This is a genomic window from uncultured Adlercreutzia sp., assembly GCF_958431955.1.
Classification (GTDB): Bacteria; Actinomycetota; Coriobacteriia; order Coriobacteriales; family Eggerthellaceae; genus Adlercreutzia.
Genome location: NZ_CAUASN010000001.1, coordinates 106,704 through 124,702, shown reverse-complemented (window position 1 = coordinate 124,702; position 17,999 = coordinate 106,704). Strand labels below are relative to the sequence as shown.

The window sequence follows — 17,999 nt, the reverse complement described above, 5'->3', positions numbered from 1 at the left end:
AAAATCCCAGTTCAATCAGATAGTTCGTTTAGAATCAAACCGCATGTTGGCGCGTTTTGAATCATGACATGGCCCCCGAAACCCGCGATGATCGGGTCGTCTCACCAAGGAGGCGGGACGCAAAACGTAAAATACGAAAGGGGTACACCATGGGAAATGACCAGGGCTTCATGCCCTCTAGCGCGCAGGAAGGAATCTCGCGCCGTAATTTCTTGACGGCTGGCGGTATTCTGGGTGCATCGACGATCGTCGGTTCTATGGTCGGTTGCGCTCCCAAAGAGCCATTAAGCGACACTGCGACAGCAGAATCCGACGCGCCGTACTATGACGACGCTCCTTCCCCGAATGCCGAGGACACGACGTCCAGCCTTGGCGAGAAGGCATTCGTCGAGAAGAAGTACTTCCCCGAGCAGCCCGCTCCGGAAACGACCGAGTACACGTGCGATGTGCTGGTCGTTGGATGCGGCTGGGCGGGCCTTCACGCTGCCGTGACCGCTGCTGATGCGGGCGCGTCGGTCGTGGTGGTCGACAAGGGGCGCCCCGGCTATTCCGGCCTGTCCCCCTTCTCGCAGGGCGCGACCTACCACATCGAGGGCTATGACGACCGCGAAGCTTCCGTTACCGCCATGACCATGGCCGGCGAATACGTGGCCAATCTCGACTGGTTCAACCTGTGGCTCGACGAATCCGAATCCGTTGTCGAGCAGAACAAGGAATTCGGATTCATGGAAACCTACCCGTCGGCGACGGAGTCGGGCTATTGGGACAAATGGGATCCGAAGGGCTACCGTCGCGAGTTCGAAGACAAGATGCGTCAGCCCAAATGGATGGGAGTTCTGGAGGACCGCGGCATCACGGTGGTGGAGCACACGATGCTGGTAGACCTCGTGACAACCGATGGCAAGGTGACGGGCGGTGTCGGCTTCCACACGAAGAGCGCGACGCCAATCACATTCAGCGCGAAGGCCGTGTGCCTGTGCACTGGCACTGGTTCGATGAAGTCGACCGGCTATCCTACCTCGGGCGACACTTTCGACGGCGAATACATGTGCACGAACCTGGGTCTGACGTTCGTGGGCAAGGAATTCGACGACTTCCATCAGACCGCATCGTACGCCCCCGGCAGCTACTATTACGACAATACCTGGGAGTATTCCGAGAACATGAACGGTGCCAGTGTCGGCGCCACCATGGAAGGCATGAACGAGTACGTCGTCAAAAAGCTGAACAGCAAAATCAAGTACCGCAACATGTCCGTACTTCAGGGCCTGTCGCCTGTGGATGGATCCCAGTGGCAGAGCACCTTCACAGCCGCTTCAGTTACGGGCCACGACGGCGATTCCTCCGACCCGGGTGATCGTGGATCCTTTACACGAAGCAAGGAGCGCGTCCGTGACATCTTCGGTGCCGCACCCGGCATGAACAGCCAGATGAGCTGTGGCGTGTTCTGCGGCTGGGACGATACCGACGGTTTTACGGGGGTTCCCGGCTTGTACGTAGCGGGCAACGGCATCTACGGCTGCATGGTCAACGGTGCGGTGTTTGCGGTGCAGACCAACCATCCCGGCTGCTGCGTCATGGGCAACCACGCCGGTGCCGCGGCTGCTGATTATGCTGCATCGACCGAGATGGAGAGCCTTGACCAGGCGCAGGTAGATGCCATCGTCGAGGAGATTTTCGCTCCCAGCACGCGCGCCAAGGGCGTCGATCCCAACTGGGTCATCGAACGTCTGCGCGATATCCTTGTCGCTCCTGGCGTCCATGTGGTTAAGAACGAAAAGGCCCTGCAGGCAGCCTTGATGCAGATCGAGATCCTTCGCGACGACTTCGTGCCTATGATGATGGGCTATACCGGCCACGACCTGCGCCTTTGCCTTGAAGCAAAGCACAAGTGCCGCTCGGCCGAGATGAAGGTGAAGGCCAACCTGTTCCGTACTGAGAGCCGCGGGCTGCACTATCGCTCCGACTACGCCTTCCGCAACGACGAGGAATGGCTGTGCCACGTTGGCGTTTCGCTAGACGAGAACGGCGAGGTGGTATGCCGCAAGATCGATATCCCCGACTCCTGGAAGGGCGATACCTCCAAAAAGCACGAGGAGCGCTATCTGGTGCTGTTCCCTGGCGAGGCCGAGGCCCTGGGCATCGAAGTTGAAGAATCCGGGCGCTAAGCCTGCGACCCGTAGAGAGGAAAGACCATGACTGTTGCAAGGAAGAGCGTCGAGGAATGCATTGGGTGTGGGAACTGCGCGAACATCTGTCCCATGGATGTGTTCTATTTCGATTACGATGCGAATAAGTCCGTATGCCTTTATCCCGAGAACTGCCAGAGCTGCGGCCAATGCTACCTGGCTTGTCTCGGAGACGTGATCATCATGCTGGACACAGCCTACGAGTTCGCGCCAACGCCGATGAGGGGTTTGCGCACGTTCTCCCAGTTCATGCCTGAAGAGGAAGAGGAGGACGGTAAAAAGGGTTAGTCGTCCGCCGCCGACATGGCGGAATCAAAGGCTGCGCTCTCCCCAACACGCAGCCGCCACGGGCGCGGAGCCGACGGGTTCCGCGCCCGTTTTGCATCGGGGAAGGACATCCCGCTTTGGGGAAGCGGGCCGCTCAAACCCAGCCGTTGACGACTCGGACAGCCGCCCGGCCCCGCGCATCTCCTAGCCCGCCCGCAGGATCGCCTGGGCCTCCTCGCACTGGGTCGCGAGGAGGTCGTACAGCTCCTCGATCTTCGGATTCAGGCGCGCCGACTCCCGCGCGTACGTCTTGCGGTAGAGGAAGTAGGCGCCGACGCAGCCCGCGATGCCGACGATGCCGACGACCACGCCGATCGCCATGAGGCCGTCCCAGACCATGCTGCAGCACATCCCCACGCCCAGGACGAGCGCGGCGGCGATGCCGAGCACGGAGGCGCGCACGGTCGCGGCGCGGGTCTTCTCGCTTCCCAGGCGGGAGATGGACGCGAGGGCGTCGTCCATGACGCGCTGGATCTTCGCGAGCTGCGCCTTCCCGCGTACCTTGCGGCTGCGGCGGAAGGAGAACGTCGTCTGGTTCCCGACAGCGCCCACCTGCTGGCCCGTCAGCTCGTACCCAAGGCTCCCATAGCAGTCGATCGCAACCTGCGAGAGATCGCTCTCGACGGTCGTGCGCGCATACTCGTAGGACTGGTAGCCGCCACCCGCCCAGGCGCTCTCTGCCTCTGCCGCGCCGCCGGGGCAACCGGCCGGGATCGCCACGCGCTCGGCCGCGCCCTCGATGGGCTTCCCGCACTTCTCGCAGAAGGCGGCGTCTTCTTCTAGCCTGTTTCCGCAGTGCCTGCAATACATCTGGTTCTCCTTCCAACGCGATGCCCTAAAATGAGATCAGGGATCCTTCCGAACGCCCCCATCGTGGACCTTCGAGATAAACGATCCGTAAACTCCCGATAAACTCGGCGATTTACGTCTCGTTTATCTTCCGTTTACCTTCGTGTGGTTTCATGGCCCGCAGACGAGCAAACCAGAGAGGAGCGTCGTGGCACGAATACTGGTGGTCGAAGACGACCGCAACGCGAACAGGCTCTTGTGCGCCGTGCTGCGCAAGGACGGCCACGAGGCGCTCTCGGCCGCGGACGGGCGGGAGGCACTCGGCATCCTCGACGGGCAGCACGTCGACCTCATAGTGAGCGACCTCATGATGCCGAATCTGGACGGCATGGAGCTGGTTCGCCAGCTGCGCGAGGCCGGCTGGGACGTCCCCGTGCTGATCCTCACCGCCCGGGAGGAGGCCGAGGTGCTCCACGCGGGCTTTCTGGCGGGAGCAGACGACTACCTGACCAAGCCCGCCGACCTGAAAGAGCTCGTCTTGCGCGTGCGCGCCCTCCTGCGCCGTGCGGGCGCGACCGGCCCGGACAGGCTCGTCGTAGGAGCGACCGTGCTCGACCCGACCCAGATGACCGTCGAGCGGGCAGGTGCCAAGACGGTCCTGCCCCCGAAGGAGTTCCAGCTCCTGTTCAAGCTGCTCTCGAACCCCGGGCGCGCCTACACGAGGATGCAGCTCCTCGACGAGATATGGGGATGGGACACCGAGAGCGCGGAGGCGACCGTGAACGTGCATGTGAACAGGCTTCGGTCGCGGTTCGCGGGCTGCGGCGACTTTGAGATACGCACGGTGCGCGGCATCGGCTACTGCGCGGAGACCGGCGGCCATGGCAAGTAAGGGGGCCGAGGGGGATCCCCGGGACGAGCTGGACACCCTGCGCTCCATGGCCCTTGGCGCGGTGCTCGTCGCCGTTTTCGCCGGCACTCTCGCGCTCATCTGCACCGTCATAGGAGTGCTTGGCTACGCCCTCGTGGAGCTCGGGTGCATCACGTTCGAGCAGCTCACCTCGGCTCCCGCCGTCATGCTCACCATGCTCGTCGCCGGGGCCATCCTGGCGGCCATCATCTGCTACGCCGTGAACTACTCCCTCGTCCGCCCCCTGCGGAGGATGACGCTGGCGATGGGGCACCTGGCGTCGGGGGACTTCGGCTACCGACTCGAATCCCCCGAGCGATTCAAGCTGCGCGAGGCCCGCGAGTTCGAGAGGAGCTTCAACGTGGCCGCGGCCGAGCTGGAGGGGACGGAGATGATGCGCGCCGGGTTCATCAGCGACTTCTCGCACGAGTTCCGCACGCCCATCAACTCGCTCTCGGGCTTCGCCCAGCTCCTCCGCGACGACGGCCTCACGGAGAACGAGCGCCGGGAGTACGCCGGCATCATCGTGGACGAGGCCACGCGCCTGGCGGGGCTTTCCGAGCGGATCCTGCTCCTCTCGAAGGTCGAGGCCGCGACCATCCTTCCCCATGCGGAAGACGTGGACGTGGCCGAGCAGCTGAGGAGGTGCGCGATCGTCTTGGAGACGAGGCTGGAGGATGCCGGCGTGCGGCTCGACCTCAGCCTGGACGACGCGCACGTCTGCGGCAACGCCGATTACCTCATGCAAGTGTGGATGAACCTGCTCGACAACGCCATCAAGTTCTCGCCGGCGGGGAGCCGTGTGAGCGTTGCCCTGTACGGCGGCCGCGTCCGAGAGGAGGGGCGGCCGGGCGGCTCGGGCTCCATCGCCGTCTGGGTGTCCGACGAGGGCGAAGGCATGGACGCCGACACGAAGCGCCATGTGTTCGATCGATTCTACCAGGGCGATTCGTCGCGATCGGCCCAAGGGTCGGGGCTGGGCCTTTCGCTCTGCAAGCGCATCGTCGAGCTGCACGGTGGCACCATAGAGGCGCAGAGCGCGCCGGGCAAGGGCTCCGTCTTCGAGGTGCGGCTTCCCCGCAACGTCGAAGAAGGCATGGCTCGGCGATGAGCGGGAGGGAGGCCGCACAAATGGAAGGACCCGCCGGGCCTCGTAATCGTCGGCAGGGAGCGCAACGTGCAGGCTACGTCGTTTCGTTCCTCGGAAGCGTGGTGCGCGCGATGCTCATGCCGAGCGGCTACGTGGTCGCCTCGTGCCCCCTCGTCATCGCCGCTCTCATGGCTTGGGCGTTCTTGCTCGACGGCCGCGAGAGCCCCTTCTCCGTGCCCGCCTACCTCGTGTCCGGCTGGGCGCTGCTCGTCATCTCGATCTGGGCGGCCCGGTGCCCTGTCAAGGCCGGACTGCGGATCCTTTGCGAGAGGAGCAGGTTCTTCGACAGGCTGGTGACCGACCCCGACTACCGCCTTCACGCCAGCACGGCCGTCGGCTTCGCCCTCTATCTCGCCTGGGGCGCCTTCAACCTCGCATCGAGCATCTTCTTCGCGTCGACGTGGCTGCTCGTCCTCGGCGCCTACTTCCTGCTGTTCGGGGGGATGAGGGCCCTCCTCTTCCTGCAGCTGCTCTCCGGAAGCTACACGATCGAGAAGGGCTGCCGCATCGAGCGTGTTTGCGGGGCGCTCCTCATCGCCTCCGTTCTCGTCCTGTCGGGCATCGTGACCCATGTGATGGCCGGGTCGGGCGCGTACCGATACGAAGGCGACCTCATATACATGATGGCGCTGTTCGTCTTCTACTCCCTTATCAGCTCCATCGTGAGCTACGCGAGGTTGAAGCGGAAGGACCCCGTCATCGCCACCATTCGGCGCATCAACCTTTCCGTGGCGCTCGTCGCGCTCTTCGCCCTCGAGACCGCGATGCTGTCGGCCTACGGGACGACGCCGGCGGACGAGCAGCTTTCTTTCGTCATGCCGATCATCACGGGAACGGTAATCGCCGTCGTCATAGCGGTCTTGGGAATCAGGTCGATCATCACAGCGAGCCTGCAATTGAAGGCCGAGAGGATAAAGTGCACCCCGAACGCCGCCATGGGTAGAGGGGGAAGGTGCATCGATTCCATCCATTCCGCCGAGCAAGATTGTGGTTTTATCTATTAGTCGGGGCCGACAAAGATCAATAGCGTATAATTCAACAGCACGCGGGCGTCGCCAAGTGGTAAGGCCCAAGCTTCCCAAGCTTGTATTCGCGGGTTCGAGTCCCGTCGCCCGCTCCAGAGAAACAAATCGAGCGCCGTCCCTCAGCGGGCGGCGCTCGTGTTTTCAGCCGGCTGCGCGAGAAGCACGACGTGCTCATGGCCGTCGAGCGCTCCGTGACCGACGAGGCCCACAACGCTGCGGCCGACCGCGCCTTCGTGCGGGAATAGCGGGCGGCCGCCCCGAACTCGGATGTCAAGGGAACCGTCCCTTTGACAATACCCCTACTATGCTCTGTGCTATCCTGCAGGAGCATGATTTCTTGCCAGAAAGGTGTTCCCATGGCCGCATCTTCCATCCTCTCTCCCGCTGAGGCGCCTGCCCCTACCGCCGCCGACACTGCGGCGGCCATCGACCGCTTCCTCGGGTTCTGGGACGGCTCGCTCACGCCGATGGAGGCCATCGAGATGCGCCATGCGGTGCGCAGCTATACCGACGAGCCGATTGCGGGCGAGGCCGAGGCCGCCTTACGTCGGGCCATCGCCATCGTGAACGACGAGACGAACCTGAACATCCAGCTGGTGCTCGACGAGCCGCGAGCCTTCTCCGGCTTCAAGGCGCGCCTCGTGAACTTCACCGGCGCGCGCAACTACCTGGCCCTCGTGGGTCCCGAGTGCAAGGAGCTCGACGGCATCGTGGGCTACTACGGCGAGAAGCTCGTGCTGCTGGCCCAGTCGCTCGGCTTGAACTCCTGCTGGGTCGGCGGCACCTACAAGATGGTGAACCGCTCCTACAACGTGGATCTGGGTCAGAAGCTCACTGCCGTCATCGCCCTGGGCTATGGCACGACGGCCGGCGTACCGCACAAGTCGAAGACGCCCGAGCAGGTGTGCCCCGGCTACGACGACACCCCGATCTGGTTCCAGCGCGGGGTGGATGCGGCCCTGCTCGCTCCCACGGCCTTGAATCAGCAGAAGTTCTCGTTCGCCCTGGCCGGCGCCGATGACGAGGGCATCCCGCTTGTACGCGCCTCCACCAAGCGCGGGGCCTTCACACAGATGGACCTCGGCATCGCCCAGTGCCACTTCGAGATCGGCGCGGGGACCGCTTCCTTCGCCTGGGCCGACCGCTAAAGCCGCCGCGGCTCCTTATCGGCGCTCACCAGACCGGTCACCACCGCGACACCCTGCCATCGCTCCAGCCGATGGCGCGGCATCGGATACAAGTGTTTTTCACCGCCCGCAGCGTCGGGTACCATTCCCTTCATACGAAAACGCGTCCACCGGACGCCCCGACCCGCGGGGCCGCAGGCCCCCGACCGAGAAGGAACCCCGACCCGTGATTGAGCTGCGCTCCATAGATAAAACCTTCCGCACCGGCAAGACCACCGTGTCGGCCGTGCGCGATGTGAACCTCACCATCGGCGATGGCGAGATCTTCGGCATCATCGGCTTTTCCGGCGCGGGGAAATCCACCCTCGTGCGCTGCATTAACCTGCTCGAGCGGCCCACGTCCGGTTCGGTGATCATCGACGGCGTGGACCTCACCACGCTCTCGTCCCGCAACCTGCGTGCAGCGCGGAAGAACATCGGCATGATCTTCCAGCAGTTCAACCTGCTCGCCCAGCGCACTGTGGCCGACAACGTGCGCTACCCCCTGGAAATCGCCGGCACCCCGCGCACCGAGGCCGACGCCCGCGTGGCCGAGCTGCTCGCGCTGGTGGACCTCGCCGACAAGGCCGGCGCCTACCCGGCCCAGCTCTCCGGCGGCCAGAAGCAGCGCGTGGCCATTGCCCGCGCACTCGCCACCAACCCCAAGATCATCCTGTGCGACGAGGCCACAAGCGCGCTGGACCCCATCACCACCCACGCCATCCTCGACTTGCTAAAGAAACTCAACCAGCAGCTCGGCGTCACCATCGTGGTCATCACCCACGAGATGCGCGTCGTGGAGCAGATCTGCGACCGCGTGGCCGTCATGAGCGACGGCGAGGTGGTGGAGCAGGGCTCGGTGCGCGACGTGTTTTTGCGCCCCGAATCCGACACGGCGCGCCGCCTCATCGATCCCACCTACCAGGTGGGCAGCGGCATCGCCCTGCCGCCGAACACCCTGCGTCTGGCCTTCACCGGCGAGGAGTCGGGTGCGCCGGTCATCTCGGACATGACGGTGACGTGCGACGTGATGGTGAGCATCCTGTCGGCCAACACCGAGAATGTGGGCGGCAAGCCCTTCGGCCAGATGCTCATCGAGATGCCCGCCGATGCCGCCGCCCAGCAGCGCATCTGCGACTATCTGGACGGCCGCGGCATCACCTACGAACGCGGCGCGGCGGCAGACCGAATGCCCGCGCCCGGGCAGGACGGCGCCGAGAGCGCCAGCGCGCCCGACGAGGCAACCGTTATCGCAAGCGACGTTCCGAACAACGAAGTGTACGGTCTGGGAAAGGAGGCGAGGTAAATGGCACCCGAGCTGATCGACCTCATTGTCACCGGTGTGTGGGAGACCCTGTACATGACCCTCGTGTCCACGGCCATCGCCTACGTGCTCGGCATCCCCCTGGGCGTTATCCTGTACGTGACCGACGCCAAGGGCATCCGCCCGAACCGCCCCGTAAACCTCATCGTGGGCACCGTCGTGAACATCCTGCGCTCCGTGCCGTTCCTCATCCTTTTGGTAATGATCCTGCCCTTCACCCGTCTCGTGGTGGGCACCACCATCGGCAGCACGGCCACCATCGTGCCGCTCGTGGTGGCCGCGGCCCCCTACGTGGCCCGCATGGTGGAGTCGTCGCTGAAGGAAGTGGACCCCGGCGTGGTGGAGGCAGCCCGGGCCATGGGCTCGTCGGTGCCGCAGATGATCGTGAAGGTGTTCCTGCCCGAGGCGAAGCCGTCACTGCTGGTGGGCGCGGCCATCTCGCTGGCCACCATCCTCGGCTACTCGGCCATGGCCGGCTTCGTGGGCGGCGGAGGGCTGGGCGCCATCGCCATCAACTACGGCTACTACCGCTACCAGTTCGATGTCATGCTCGTCACGGTCATTCTGCTCGTCATCATCGTGCAGATCTTCCAGGAAGGCGGCCTGGCCCTCGTCCGCAAGCTGGACAAGCGCCTGCGCTAGCCCGCGCCGCTGCACGGCAACCTATACCCTACTCAGGCAATATCGCGGCCCGACCGCCGCGTGCGCATACCCTCATGATGCTTATCAGTGATTTGGAAAGGGAGGAAACATCATGAAGAAGGCAATCACCCGTAAGGCGTTTCTGAAGAAGGCGGCCGCCGTCGTGGCCTGCGGCGCGCTGTCGAGCTGCCTCATCGCCGGCTGCTCGTCGGGCTCCGACAACGCCAGCGCCGATGCCGGTGCGACCGGCACCGAGGGCGACACCGTCATCACCGTAGGTGCGAGCCCCACGCCCCACGCCGAGATCCTGAACGCCGTGAAGGACGAGCTCGCCCAGGCCGGCTACACCCTGGAGATCAAGGAGTACAACGACTACATCCTGCCCAACACCGCCCTTCAGGACGGCGAACTGGACGCCAACTACTTCCAGCACATCACCTACCTGAACGACTTCAACGAGGAGAACGGCACCGATCTGGTGGCCGTGGCTGACATCCACTTCGAGCCCTTCGGCCTGTACTCCGAGAAGGTGACTAACGTGGCCGACCTGCCCGACGGCGCCACGGTAGCCGTGCCCAACGACACCACCAACGAGGCCCGTGCGCTGCTGCTGCTCGAGCAGGAGGGCCTCATCAAGCTGAAGGACGGCGCGGGCATCTCTGCGACGACGCTCGACATCGAGGAGAACCCGAAGAACCTGCAGATCCAGGAAGTGGAGGCCGCCCAGGTGCCGCGCACCCTGGCCGAGGTTGACCTGGCCGCCATCAACGGCAACTACGCCCTGAACGCCGGGCTGGACGTGGCCGACGCCATCGCCACCGAGTCCTCCGCAGGCGAGGCCGCCCAGGCCTACGCCAACGTGCTCGCCGTGAAGGCCGGCAACGAGAACTCCCCGAAGACCGAGGCCCTGAAGGACGCCCTGCTCTCCCCCACCGTGGCCCAGTTCATCGCCGACAACTACGGCGGCGCGGTGGTGGCCGTGTTCTAGGCTCCCGCTAAAACGGCCCCAAGCACCAAGCGACCCGGCGCCAGAGGCATTGGCGCCGGGTTCCGCAGTGCTCCTTTATCATGACGAAAACGCCTGGTAACGACCACACCCATCAAGGGTGTTTTTGTCGGGAAATCCCCTATACTTGACCCGCAAGCTTCACTATTACCAGTTCAGGAAGGCCGGGAAGGGGTGCCCATGGATCGAATCGCATCGCCGCGCCCGAGCACTCCGGCTCTCTCCGGCGGCTGCCTGCTCCTCATGTTCGCCGGCGTGTGGTCCTGCGACGGGGCCACCCTCCAGCTCGTCTCGCTTCCGGGCGGCTACCTCTCCATCCGCTTCTTCTCGCTTCTCACCTACAGCCTCGCGCTCGCCTTCGCCTGGCGCTGGGGTCGCGGCCCTCACGGGCTCACCCTCGGCACGCCGCGCCGCCGACGCCTGCTCAACCGCTTCATCATCGTCGGGTGCCTGCTGTTCGCCCTCGGTCTGGCCGGTATGGCAGTCGGCGCGGGGCACACCGAGGCCGGGGCCGTCGTCTGCGCCTTCCTCATGAAGTGCATCGGACCCCTTCTCAGTGTGGCGCTCCTCCTGCTGTTCGCCCGGCTCGACGGCGCCACTTCCCTACGGGCCGGTACCATCGGCATGGCCGGGGCCTTCGCCCTGAACGCAGTGCTCGACGGGCTCGCCGAGGCCAGCGGCGCAGGTGCGGCCCTCCTGCTCGGCGGCGGCAGCCTGTGCCTTGCCTGCGCCAGCGCGGGCATCGCCGAGCTCATCCGCCGTCGTCCCAACTTTCCCGAGGCCTCTGAGTCCGGCACCGCATTGGCAGCGGCGCCCTTGCCCCGCAAGGCGCTGGGGCGCATTGCCATCGGCATTACCGTTACCGCGCTGCTGCTCGGTTTTCTGCGCGGAGGCGGGGCGCCCGACGACTCGGTGAGCCTCGGTGCGGCCCTCATCGTCCTCGTTGCGGTCGGTGTAGTGGTGGGCATGCGGCTCCCCCTCGCCGTCGGCGACCTGTACCGCGGCGCCATTGTCTGCGTGGCAGCGGGCTTCCTTCTTCGCCCCCTGCTCTGGCTTGCCTCCCCCGTCCTCGCGCCGGCGCTCGCCGGCATCGGGTGTGCCCTGTTCGAGGCCCTCATCTGGGTCATGTCGGCCGAAGCGGTACGCGAGCAGCCGCGCCCCCTGCGCGTCGCCGCCCTCATGAGGCTCCTCGCCGTCATCGGCCATCTCGCGGGGGCTGTCCTCGTGGCCGTCACCGCGGGAGGCGCGGAGGCAAACCCCCACGCAATGCAGGCCGCCTCTCTCGCCATGGTGTTCGTCTACCTGGTCATGGTACTCTTCTTCTCCCAGGACACGCCTCCCTTCGCCGCAGGCCGCGCGGATGCGGCGGCTCAAGCGGGCCCCCTCGCATCGGAGGCGACCACGGCCCTCATCGCGCCCGGGGACGCCTCACCTCTCGCGCAGACTGCCGCGCAGGCATCGGCAGCCCCCGCAGAAACCCCCGAGGGGGCACCTGACGATTCCCCAGCAGAGCCGCCGAGCCTCGAGGGTGAGCGGTACTGGACGGTCCCCTGCTCCGTGCTCGCCGACACCTGGAAGCTCACGCCCCGCGAGAGCGAGGTGCTCGAGCAGCTCGCCCAAGGCCGCGATCTGGCCTTCATGGAAGAGAAGTTCGTCCTCTCACGCAACACCGTGAAGATGCACGTGCGCAACGTGTACGCGAAGCTCGGCGTCCACGGCAAGCAGGAGGTTATCGACCTCGTCGAGGCAACGCGCCGCGGGCTGTGAGGGCAAGGGCACCCGCCCCGGCAGCCGCCGCGAGCAGCCCCGCGAAGGCGCCGGCCCCGTCGCCGGTCTGGGGAAGGGCGGCCGCTTTCTCGCGGGCCGGGGCGAGCGGAGACAGCTCGTCCTCGATGACGACCGTCGGGGTGTCGTCCCCGCCCGCGTCGGGCCGGGCCGCCTCCTCATTGCCGGCGGACGGCCCCTCGTCGGCTCCGCCCGCAGCCGGGCCCCCAGAAGCGCCTCCTTCCTGGGATGCGTCGCCGGAGGGGGAACCCGCCCCCTCCTCTGCACCAGAGCCGGAGCCGGAGCCAGTGCCGCCCTCAACGCCCGAATCGCCGGCATCGCCCGCGCCGGCATCGCCCGCGCCGCCCTCGGCGCCGACATCGCCCTCTGTGCCCGCACCGGGCTGGTCGGCCCCAGGCGCGTCTTCCACCGGCGCATCGTCGGGAAGGGTCGTAGCCGTATCCACCGTATAGAAGAGGTTGATCTCGTTGGCAGCCGCCAGAGGCTCCACCGCGATGGAATCCTTGTCCGCATCAAGGTACACCAGCCCGTCCAAATCCACCGCGCACTGCTCGCTCGCGATCTGGGCTCCCAGCGGCAGGCTCTGCACCTGGTACGAGCCCATCTTCCAGAAGGAGACCGGCACCCCGGCCACGTCGCCGATAATCGGAACGTCCTTCGCCAGCGGCGCGGCGCTCGCCTCTCCCACGAGGTAGTAGTTGACAACACTCGGGCTCTTCGAGCGCATATAGTGCAGCTGGGCGTGGTTCTCCTCGGGGTTCTCGCTCAACGTGATGTAGCGCGGCCAGCCGTCGAAGAAAAAGAAGTCGTCGCGCATCTCCACGTAGTTCCACAGATCGACGGTCTCGCCCGCCTTCAGCCCGTCGACCACCTTCGTCTCCATCAGGCGCAGGCCGCCCGGCTCATCGAAGGACGGGTCGTCGTAGAAGACGATCTCGTACACGGAAAGCGTCAGCGAGGTGGCCTCGCCGGCCTTCGCGCCCTCAGGCGCCGGCCCTTCCTCGACGGAGACCGGCGGCACCTCCCCGGCGGCCGGGCCCGGCGACGCAGGAGCCGCCGGCTCGTCCCCTGCGGAAGTCGCCGGCTCGTCCCCTGCGGAAGTCGCCGGCTGCTCGAGGGCCGTCCGTTCGTCTTCCACGACCGAGGCCCAGGCCAGGGAAGTGGGCATGCCCCCGCTGAGAGCCAGCGCCGCCGCCAGGGCCACAGCTCCCCCGCGGAGCATCTGCGAAGCGAAGCCCGATACGTGCTTTCTCATCTATCCTCATTTCCGGGAACAGGCCCACTCGAGCGCCCCATCCCCTCATCAAAATCCCTCACTCAGTAATTCCAGCAAAGTACTAGACTTTTTTGCGGGACACGTTGTACCAAATATTTCCGCCCGCCGTCGCGGCGGCAACGAGGAAGCCTCCCGCAACGGCCATTCCCCATGCTGCGCCCACGCCCGCTCCACGGTTTCGCTATACAGGAGTTTCCCGCTCATCATCTGCAAATCCGCTTTCGGGAAGAGGGGCTTCCATAATGGTCTGGCGACCGTCGCACGGCAAACTGGAGAAAGGAACTTTATGGATTACGCAGACCTCATCACGCAGAGAATCGAATTCGCCCGGCAGGAGCGGGGCATGAGCATCGCCGAGCTGGCGCGGCGATGCGGCATCGACGGCAAGCGCCTGTGGTACGTGCTGCGCCGGGGCCGTACCATGCGCACCGACGAGTTCATGCAATTGTGCCTCGTGTTGGGCCTCGGGCCGCAGTGCTTCCTCACCCGCGCCCAGGCGGCCGGGCTGCGCGAGAGGCAGCGGCGGGTGGCTGAGGAGTTCGGCACGGGCACGCAGGCGCCCTTGGAGACGGCCGTTGGAAAGGAACGGGGAAAGGTCCGCGCCGCTGCAGTCCAGGAGGCGGCGATCGAAGGACGCGAAGAGAGGGCAGCTGTCACGGCGGCCCGTCCGGCCGTACCGCCGAGCACCCGCTAGATCAGCGGAATAGCCAGGGCGCAGGTTGCCACGCCCGCCGCGATGCCGGCGGCCGCGCCGGCCACCACATCGCGGGGGAAGTGCACGCCGCCGAGTACCCGGCACCAGGCCAGGGCGCAGGCGCAGGCGATAAGCCCGCAAGCCACGGGCACGCTCGCCACAAGCCAGCTGACGGCGATGGCGAAGGCCGAGAAGGCGTGGCGCGAGGGAAACGAGCAGCCGGCTCCCTCGCGGGCGATGAGCGGGTCGGTGCCGAACACCTCGTAGGGCCGCGGCTCGTTCATGCCCTTGCGGGCGGCGCTCACCAGCACGAAGGCGGCCGCGGGGACGAGGGCCACGGGCAGGACGCGCCACGGGTCGCCCAGGGCCACAAGGACGAGGAGCAACGCGAAGGCGACGTAGAACAGCACGGTGAGCACGCGGTTCGCGCCCACGAGCGCCGCAGCCGCAACGGGGCTCTGGCGCAGCGCGGCCATGCGCGACGCGTAGCGCTCGGCGGCACCGGGTTTCAGCGGGGAGGACACGGCGGGCCGGCCTTAGGACGGGTAGTACAGGGGCGGCAGCTCGGCCAGGGTGATGGCGTCGCCCGGCTTGCCAACCGGCGCGATGGCCGTGCCCTTCTCCACCATGCGGTCGTGGTGGCGCACCGCGCGGCCCCAGTCCTCGGCGTAGGCCGCGTCCCCGCGGTGGTCGGGCGCGCCGTAGCGATCATGCAGGATGTCGGCCAGCGCGCGGGACACCTTCACCGCGCCGCGGAAGTTCAGGTGGTCGCCGGCATCGCGCGTGTCGGTATCCCAGTCGATGGCCACGGCGTCCTCGCCCGTGTTCAGGTCGATGAAGTCGATGCCGAGCTCGTCGGCGGCCGCCTGGGCCCCGTTGTGCCGCGACGTGTACCAGCACTTGGTGCTCGGCGTGGCCACGATGACAAGCTCGCTGCCCGCCTCGCGGCACATGTCCCGCATCTCCGCGAGCACCGATTTGGTCAGCTCGGGCACCTCGGCCACGGCATCGGTCGGCTCCATGTAGGCGCTCGCGTCGGCGGGGTTCTGCGCCCACTTCATGCGGAAGCCCTTCATGTCGTCCACATGATCGTTCTCCGTCTCGCCGACGAAGTCGCGCAGTGTGAGCGCCTTCCAGCGGTCGTGGCGCTCGAAGATGGGGAACATGTCCTTAATGGTGCTCTTCAGCAGCTTGTTCTCGTCGAAGGACCTGAACAGGGAGTTGCCCTCGATCATCACCACGCGCGGCTTCTGCACCGACAGCGCCCGCTCGAGCAGGGTGCGGCTGTAGGTGAGGTTCTGGCCGCCGATGGCGCAGGTGTAGGTGGCCGCGCCCGCGTCCTTCCAAATCTCCACGGGAGAGATGGCGCTGTAGGTCTCCGAGTCGCCGATGAACAGGGCATCGAGGCTGTCCCGCGCCTCGCCGAGAAAGCCGTTGGCCGCCACATGGGCCGCCTTCACACCGCCGATGTTGCCGTTGCTCTTGGGCTCGAAGATACGCGAGGCGCCGTACAGCAGGAGCAGCCCCACCAGCACGAACGCCACGCCCGCAGCGAGGCTCTTGCCCAGCGAACGCCAGCGGGCCGCGCCATGCAGGGCCGCCGGCTCGGCGGAGAGGGGCTCGGCCCCGTCGGTGGGCGCGGCGGCGGTATCGGGGGCGATTCCCTCGGCGCGGGCCGCGGCGGCGTCGGCCGCAGGCGCCGTGGACTCCTCCACCGCGCTTACGGCCGTCTCGGTCTTCTCTGTGTGCTTCTCTTCGTTCAACGAAAGCTTCCTTTGTGCGTATCGGGTGCGTTTCACCAGCTAGAACTGGGCGTACATCGGGTCAACCGGCGCATAGGCCGTGCCGTAGGCCCCGAAGATGATCACGGCGAAGAACAGCGCGTACCACAACGCCCAGCGCGCGGGCAGCGGCCAGGCCGCCACGCGCTCGGTGATGGACACGTCGCGCTCGCGGATGAGGCCCACCACCAGCATGAGGACAACGAATGCTAGCACAATGGCCAGGTCGTGGCCGTCCAAACCGATGCCGCTGACACCAACTCCAAAAACCGACCCGTCTACGAGCGACGCCGGGTTGAAGTCGCATACCATGGCGCCGAACATGGCGAGGCCCGCATCGAGACCCTCGGCCCGGAAGAACAGCTCGCCCACCACGATGACCACGAGCGTGCGCGCGATCTGGAAGGCGCGGTAGCCCGCCGAGTCGCGGCTGATGCCCGCGCGCTCGGCCAGGCGGACGGCGGTGGGCTCGATGAGGCTTCCCGCCACGATGAGCACGAAGTAGTACAGGCCGAAGAAGATGTACTGGCTGCCGGCGCCGTGCCACAGGCCGTTGCCGAACCACACGCAGAACAGCGCGGCCGACGAGGCCAGAAGCGGCCCGTAGCGGTTGCCGAAGCACTTGCGCGCCTTGCTCGTGAGCTTCTTCAGCGGCTTGGAAAGCGACACCGGGTAGTAGATGTAGTCGCGCAGCCACGTTCCCAGCGTGATGTGCCAGCGCTGCCAGAACCCGGCTGCCGTGCGCGAGAAGAAGGGCTGGCGGAAGTTCTCCGGCAGCGACACCCCGAAGATGCGGCCCATGCCGAGGGCCACGTCCATGGTGCCCGAGAAGTCGCAGTACAGCTGCACGGTGTAGAGCACCGCGCCCAGGGCGATGATGCCCCCGTCGTAGGCGGTGTAGTCGGAAAACACCGGCTTCACGAAGGCGTTCAGGCGGTCGGCCACGATCATCTTCTTCCCCAGGCCCCACAGCATGCGCAGCGTGCCCGCGTACAGGTTCGCGCGAGTGACCGGGGCGCCGGCCATGAGCTGGTCGGCCGTCTGCCCGTAGCGGCAGATGGGGCCTTCCATGATCTGCGGGAAGAAGCCGAGGAACAGCGCCACGCGGCCGAGGTTCCTGTCGGCTTGCACCGTGCCGCGGTACACGTCGATCAGGTAGGAACCGGCCATGAGCGTGTAGAACGAGATGCCGATGGGAGCGGCCCACACGGGCAGTTCGGTGTTCAGCACGATGCCGAACACCCCCAAGGCCCCGTCGATCACCGAGGCGAAGAAGTGCAGGTACTTGAAGGCGGCCAGCAGCCCGAAGTTCACGAGCAGGCCCGCGGCCATCACGAGCTTCATCTTGCGGGCGTAGGCGGCGCGAATCTCGCGCTTGCCCGACTTCGCCGCCTTCACGGCCGCCTGGCGCCGATCGATAAGCGCGCCCAAGCCGAGGCCGGAGGCGTAGATGGAGAGTGTGGACGCCACAAGCGCCAGTATCAGCTCGCGGGAGAGCCAGAAGAAGAACACGTAGCTGGCGACCAGCAGCACCGCCCAGCGCGCGCGGCGCGGCGTGACGGCGTACAGCACCACCACGACGGGCAGGAAGGCCGCCAGGAATATAAAGGAGAAGTATGAGGTCATAGGTCTAGTGCGTCGTTCCCGTCTTGAAGGCTAGTCGAGCTGGTCCTCGACGAGGCGCTGCACCATGGCCGTCAGGCCGTCCACGGAGTTGAAGTTCTCCACCACCACCTCCACGGCGGGAATGGTGATGTCGAAGGCATCCTCGAGCTCGGCCACCAGGGCCACGATGGTGAGGGAGTCCAGCACGCGGTCGTCCACCAGGGTGGTGCAGCCCTCCACATCGGCGCCAGGCGCCAGCTCGTCCAAGATCTCCAGAATCGTCTCGCGTTCCTCCATGGTTGCTCGTCCTTTCTCGAAGCAGTTCGTCGG

Annotated in this window: 17 protein-coding genes and 1 tRNA gene; 12 read left to right on the top strand and 6 right to left on the bottom strand. The window is 66.1% G+C overall.

Annotation, left to right across the window (positions count from 1 at the left end; translation table 11 throughout):
• Positions 1-149: 149 nt before the first annotated feature.
• Both Q5064_RS00480 and Q5064_RS00475 read left to right on the top strand, forming a co-directional pair.
• Positions 150-2,168: an FAD-binding protein gene (locus Q5064_RS00480; RefSeq protein WP_302961318.1), complete on the top strand. Its 2,019-nt coding sequence runs from the start codon at positions 150-152 to the stop codon at positions 2,166-2,168.
• A gap of 27 nt (positions 2,169-2,195) precedes the next feature.
• The gene (locus Q5064_RS00475) at positions 2,196-2,477 is read left to right on the top strand and encodes a ferredoxin family protein (RefSeq protein WP_173111350.1); all 282 of its coding nucleotides are present in this window, start codon (positions 2,196-2,198) and stop codon (positions 2,475-2,477) included.
• A 183-nt stretch (positions 2,478-2,660) separates the two neighbouring features.
• Here the strand turns inward: Q5064_RS00475 and Q5064_RS00470 are convergent, their stop codons facing one another.
• Entirely contained in the window at positions 2,661-3,326 is a 666-nt protein-coding gene (locus Q5064_RS00470) for a zinc ribbon domain-containing protein (protein WP_302961314.1), read from the bottom strand.
• A 187-nt stretch (positions 3,327-3,513) separates the two neighbouring features.
• On the opposite strand from Q5064_RS00470, the gene Q5064_RS00465 reads away from it, so the two are divergent.
• The 9 genes from Q5064_RS00465 (at position 3,514) to Q5064_RS00425 (ending at position 12,295) form a co-directional block, all read left to right on the top strand.
• On the top strand, positions 3,514-4,197 hold the full coding sequence (locus Q5064_RS00465) for a response regulator transcription factor (RefSeq protein WP_302961312.1): 684 nt from the start codon (positions 3,514-3,516) through the stop codon (positions 4,195-4,197).
• Positions 4,187-5,326: a HAMP domain-containing sensor histidine kinase gene (locus Q5064_RS00460; protein WP_302961311.1), complete on the top strand. Its 1,140-nt coding sequence runs from the start codon at positions 4,187-4,189 to the stop codon at positions 5,324-5,326. Before Q5064_RS00465 ends, Q5064_RS00460 begins: the two co-directional genes overlap by 11 nt.
• 20 nt (positions 5,327-5,346) lie before the next feature.
• On the top strand, positions 5,347-6,369 hold the full coding sequence (locus Q5064_RS00455) for a hypothetical protein (RefSeq protein WP_302961309.1): 1,023 nt from the start codon (positions 5,347-5,349) through the stop codon (positions 6,367-6,369).
• 41 nt (positions 6,370-6,410) lie between these two features.
• A tRNA-Gly gene (locus Q5064_RS00450) sits at positions 6,411-6,485 on the top strand.
• A 261-nt stretch (positions 6,486-6,746) separates the two neighbouring features.
• On the top strand, positions 6,747-7,538 hold the full coding sequence (locus tag Q5064_RS00445) for a nitroreductase family protein (RefSeq protein WP_302961308.1): 792 nt from the start codon (positions 6,747-6,749) through the stop codon (positions 7,536-7,538).
• 205 nt (positions 7,539-7,743) lie between these two features.
• A complete protein-coding gene (locus tag Q5064_RS00440) occupies positions 7,744-8,862 on the top strand; it encodes a methionine ABC transporter ATP-binding protein (RefSeq protein WP_302961307.1) in 1,119 nt (372 codons plus the stop codon).
• Positions 8,863-9,522, top strand: a complete 660-nt coding sequence (locus Q5064_RS00435; protein WP_302961306.1) for a methionine ABC transporter permease — start codon at positions 8,863-8,865, stop codon at positions 9,520-9,522. It abuts the gene before it with no gap.
• Positions 9,523-9,634: 112 nt separating this feature from the next.
• Entirely contained in the window at positions 9,635-10,510 is an 876-nt protein-coding gene (locus Q5064_RS00430) for a MetQ/NlpA family ABC transporter substrate-binding protein (RefSeq protein WP_302961304.1), read from the top strand.
• A 198-nt stretch (positions 10,511-10,708) separates the two neighbouring features.
• Entirely contained in the window at positions 10,709-12,295 is a 1,587-nt protein-coding gene (locus Q5064_RS00425) for a LuxR C-terminal-related transcriptional regulator (protein ID WP_302961302.1), read from the top strand.
• On the opposite strand, the gene Q5064_RS00420 is transcribed toward Q5064_RS00425, so the two are convergent.
• Positions 12,258-13,568: a hypothetical protein gene (locus Q5064_RS00420; RefSeq protein ID WP_302961300.1), complete on the bottom strand. Its 1,311-nt coding sequence runs from the start codon at positions 13,566-13,568 to the stop codon at positions 12,258-12,260. The genes Q5064_RS00425 and Q5064_RS00420 overlap by 38 nt on opposite strands.
• A 307-nt stretch (positions 13,569-13,875) precedes the next feature.
• On the opposite strand from Q5064_RS00420, the gene Q5064_RS00415 reads away from it, so the two are divergent.
• Complete coding sequence (locus tag Q5064_RS00415; protein WP_302961299.1) at positions 13,876-14,283, top strand: helix-turn-helix domain-containing protein; 408 nt, start codon at positions 13,876-13,878, stop codon at positions 14,281-14,283.
• On the opposite strand, the gene Q5064_RS00410 is transcribed toward Q5064_RS00415, so the two are convergent.
• Genes Q5064_RS00410 through Q5064_RS00395 form a run of 4 tightly spaced genes read right to left on the bottom strand, consistent with a single transcriptional unit; the run spans position 14,280 to position 17,966 of the window.
• Entirely contained in the window at positions 14,280-14,807 is a 528-nt protein-coding gene (locus tag Q5064_RS00410) for a phosphatase PAP2 family protein (RefSeq protein ID WP_302961297.1), read from the bottom strand. The two genes, Q5064_RS00415 and Q5064_RS00410, sit on opposite strands and share 4 nt — an antisense overlap.
• A gap of 12 nt (positions 14,808-14,819) precedes the next feature.
• Positions 14,820-16,046, bottom strand: a complete 1,227-nt coding sequence (locus Q5064_RS00405; RefSeq protein ID WP_302961296.1) for a hypothetical protein — start codon at positions 16,044-16,046, stop codon at positions 14,820-14,822.
• A 39-nt stretch (positions 16,047-16,085) separates the two neighbouring features.
• Complete coding sequence (locus Q5064_RS00400) at positions 16,086-17,690, bottom strand: MBOAT family protein (RefSeq protein ID WP_302961295.1); 1,605 nt, start codon at positions 17,688-17,690, stop codon at positions 16,086-16,088.
• A 30-nt stretch (positions 17,691-17,720) separates the two neighbouring features.
• Positions 17,721-17,966 (bottom strand): acyl carrier protein, encoded by a 246-nt coding sequence (locus Q5064_RS00395; RefSeq protein ID WP_302961293.1) that lies wholly within the window; start codon positions 17,964-17,966, stop codon positions 17,721-17,723.
• Positions 17,967-17,999: the final 33 nt, after the last annotated feature.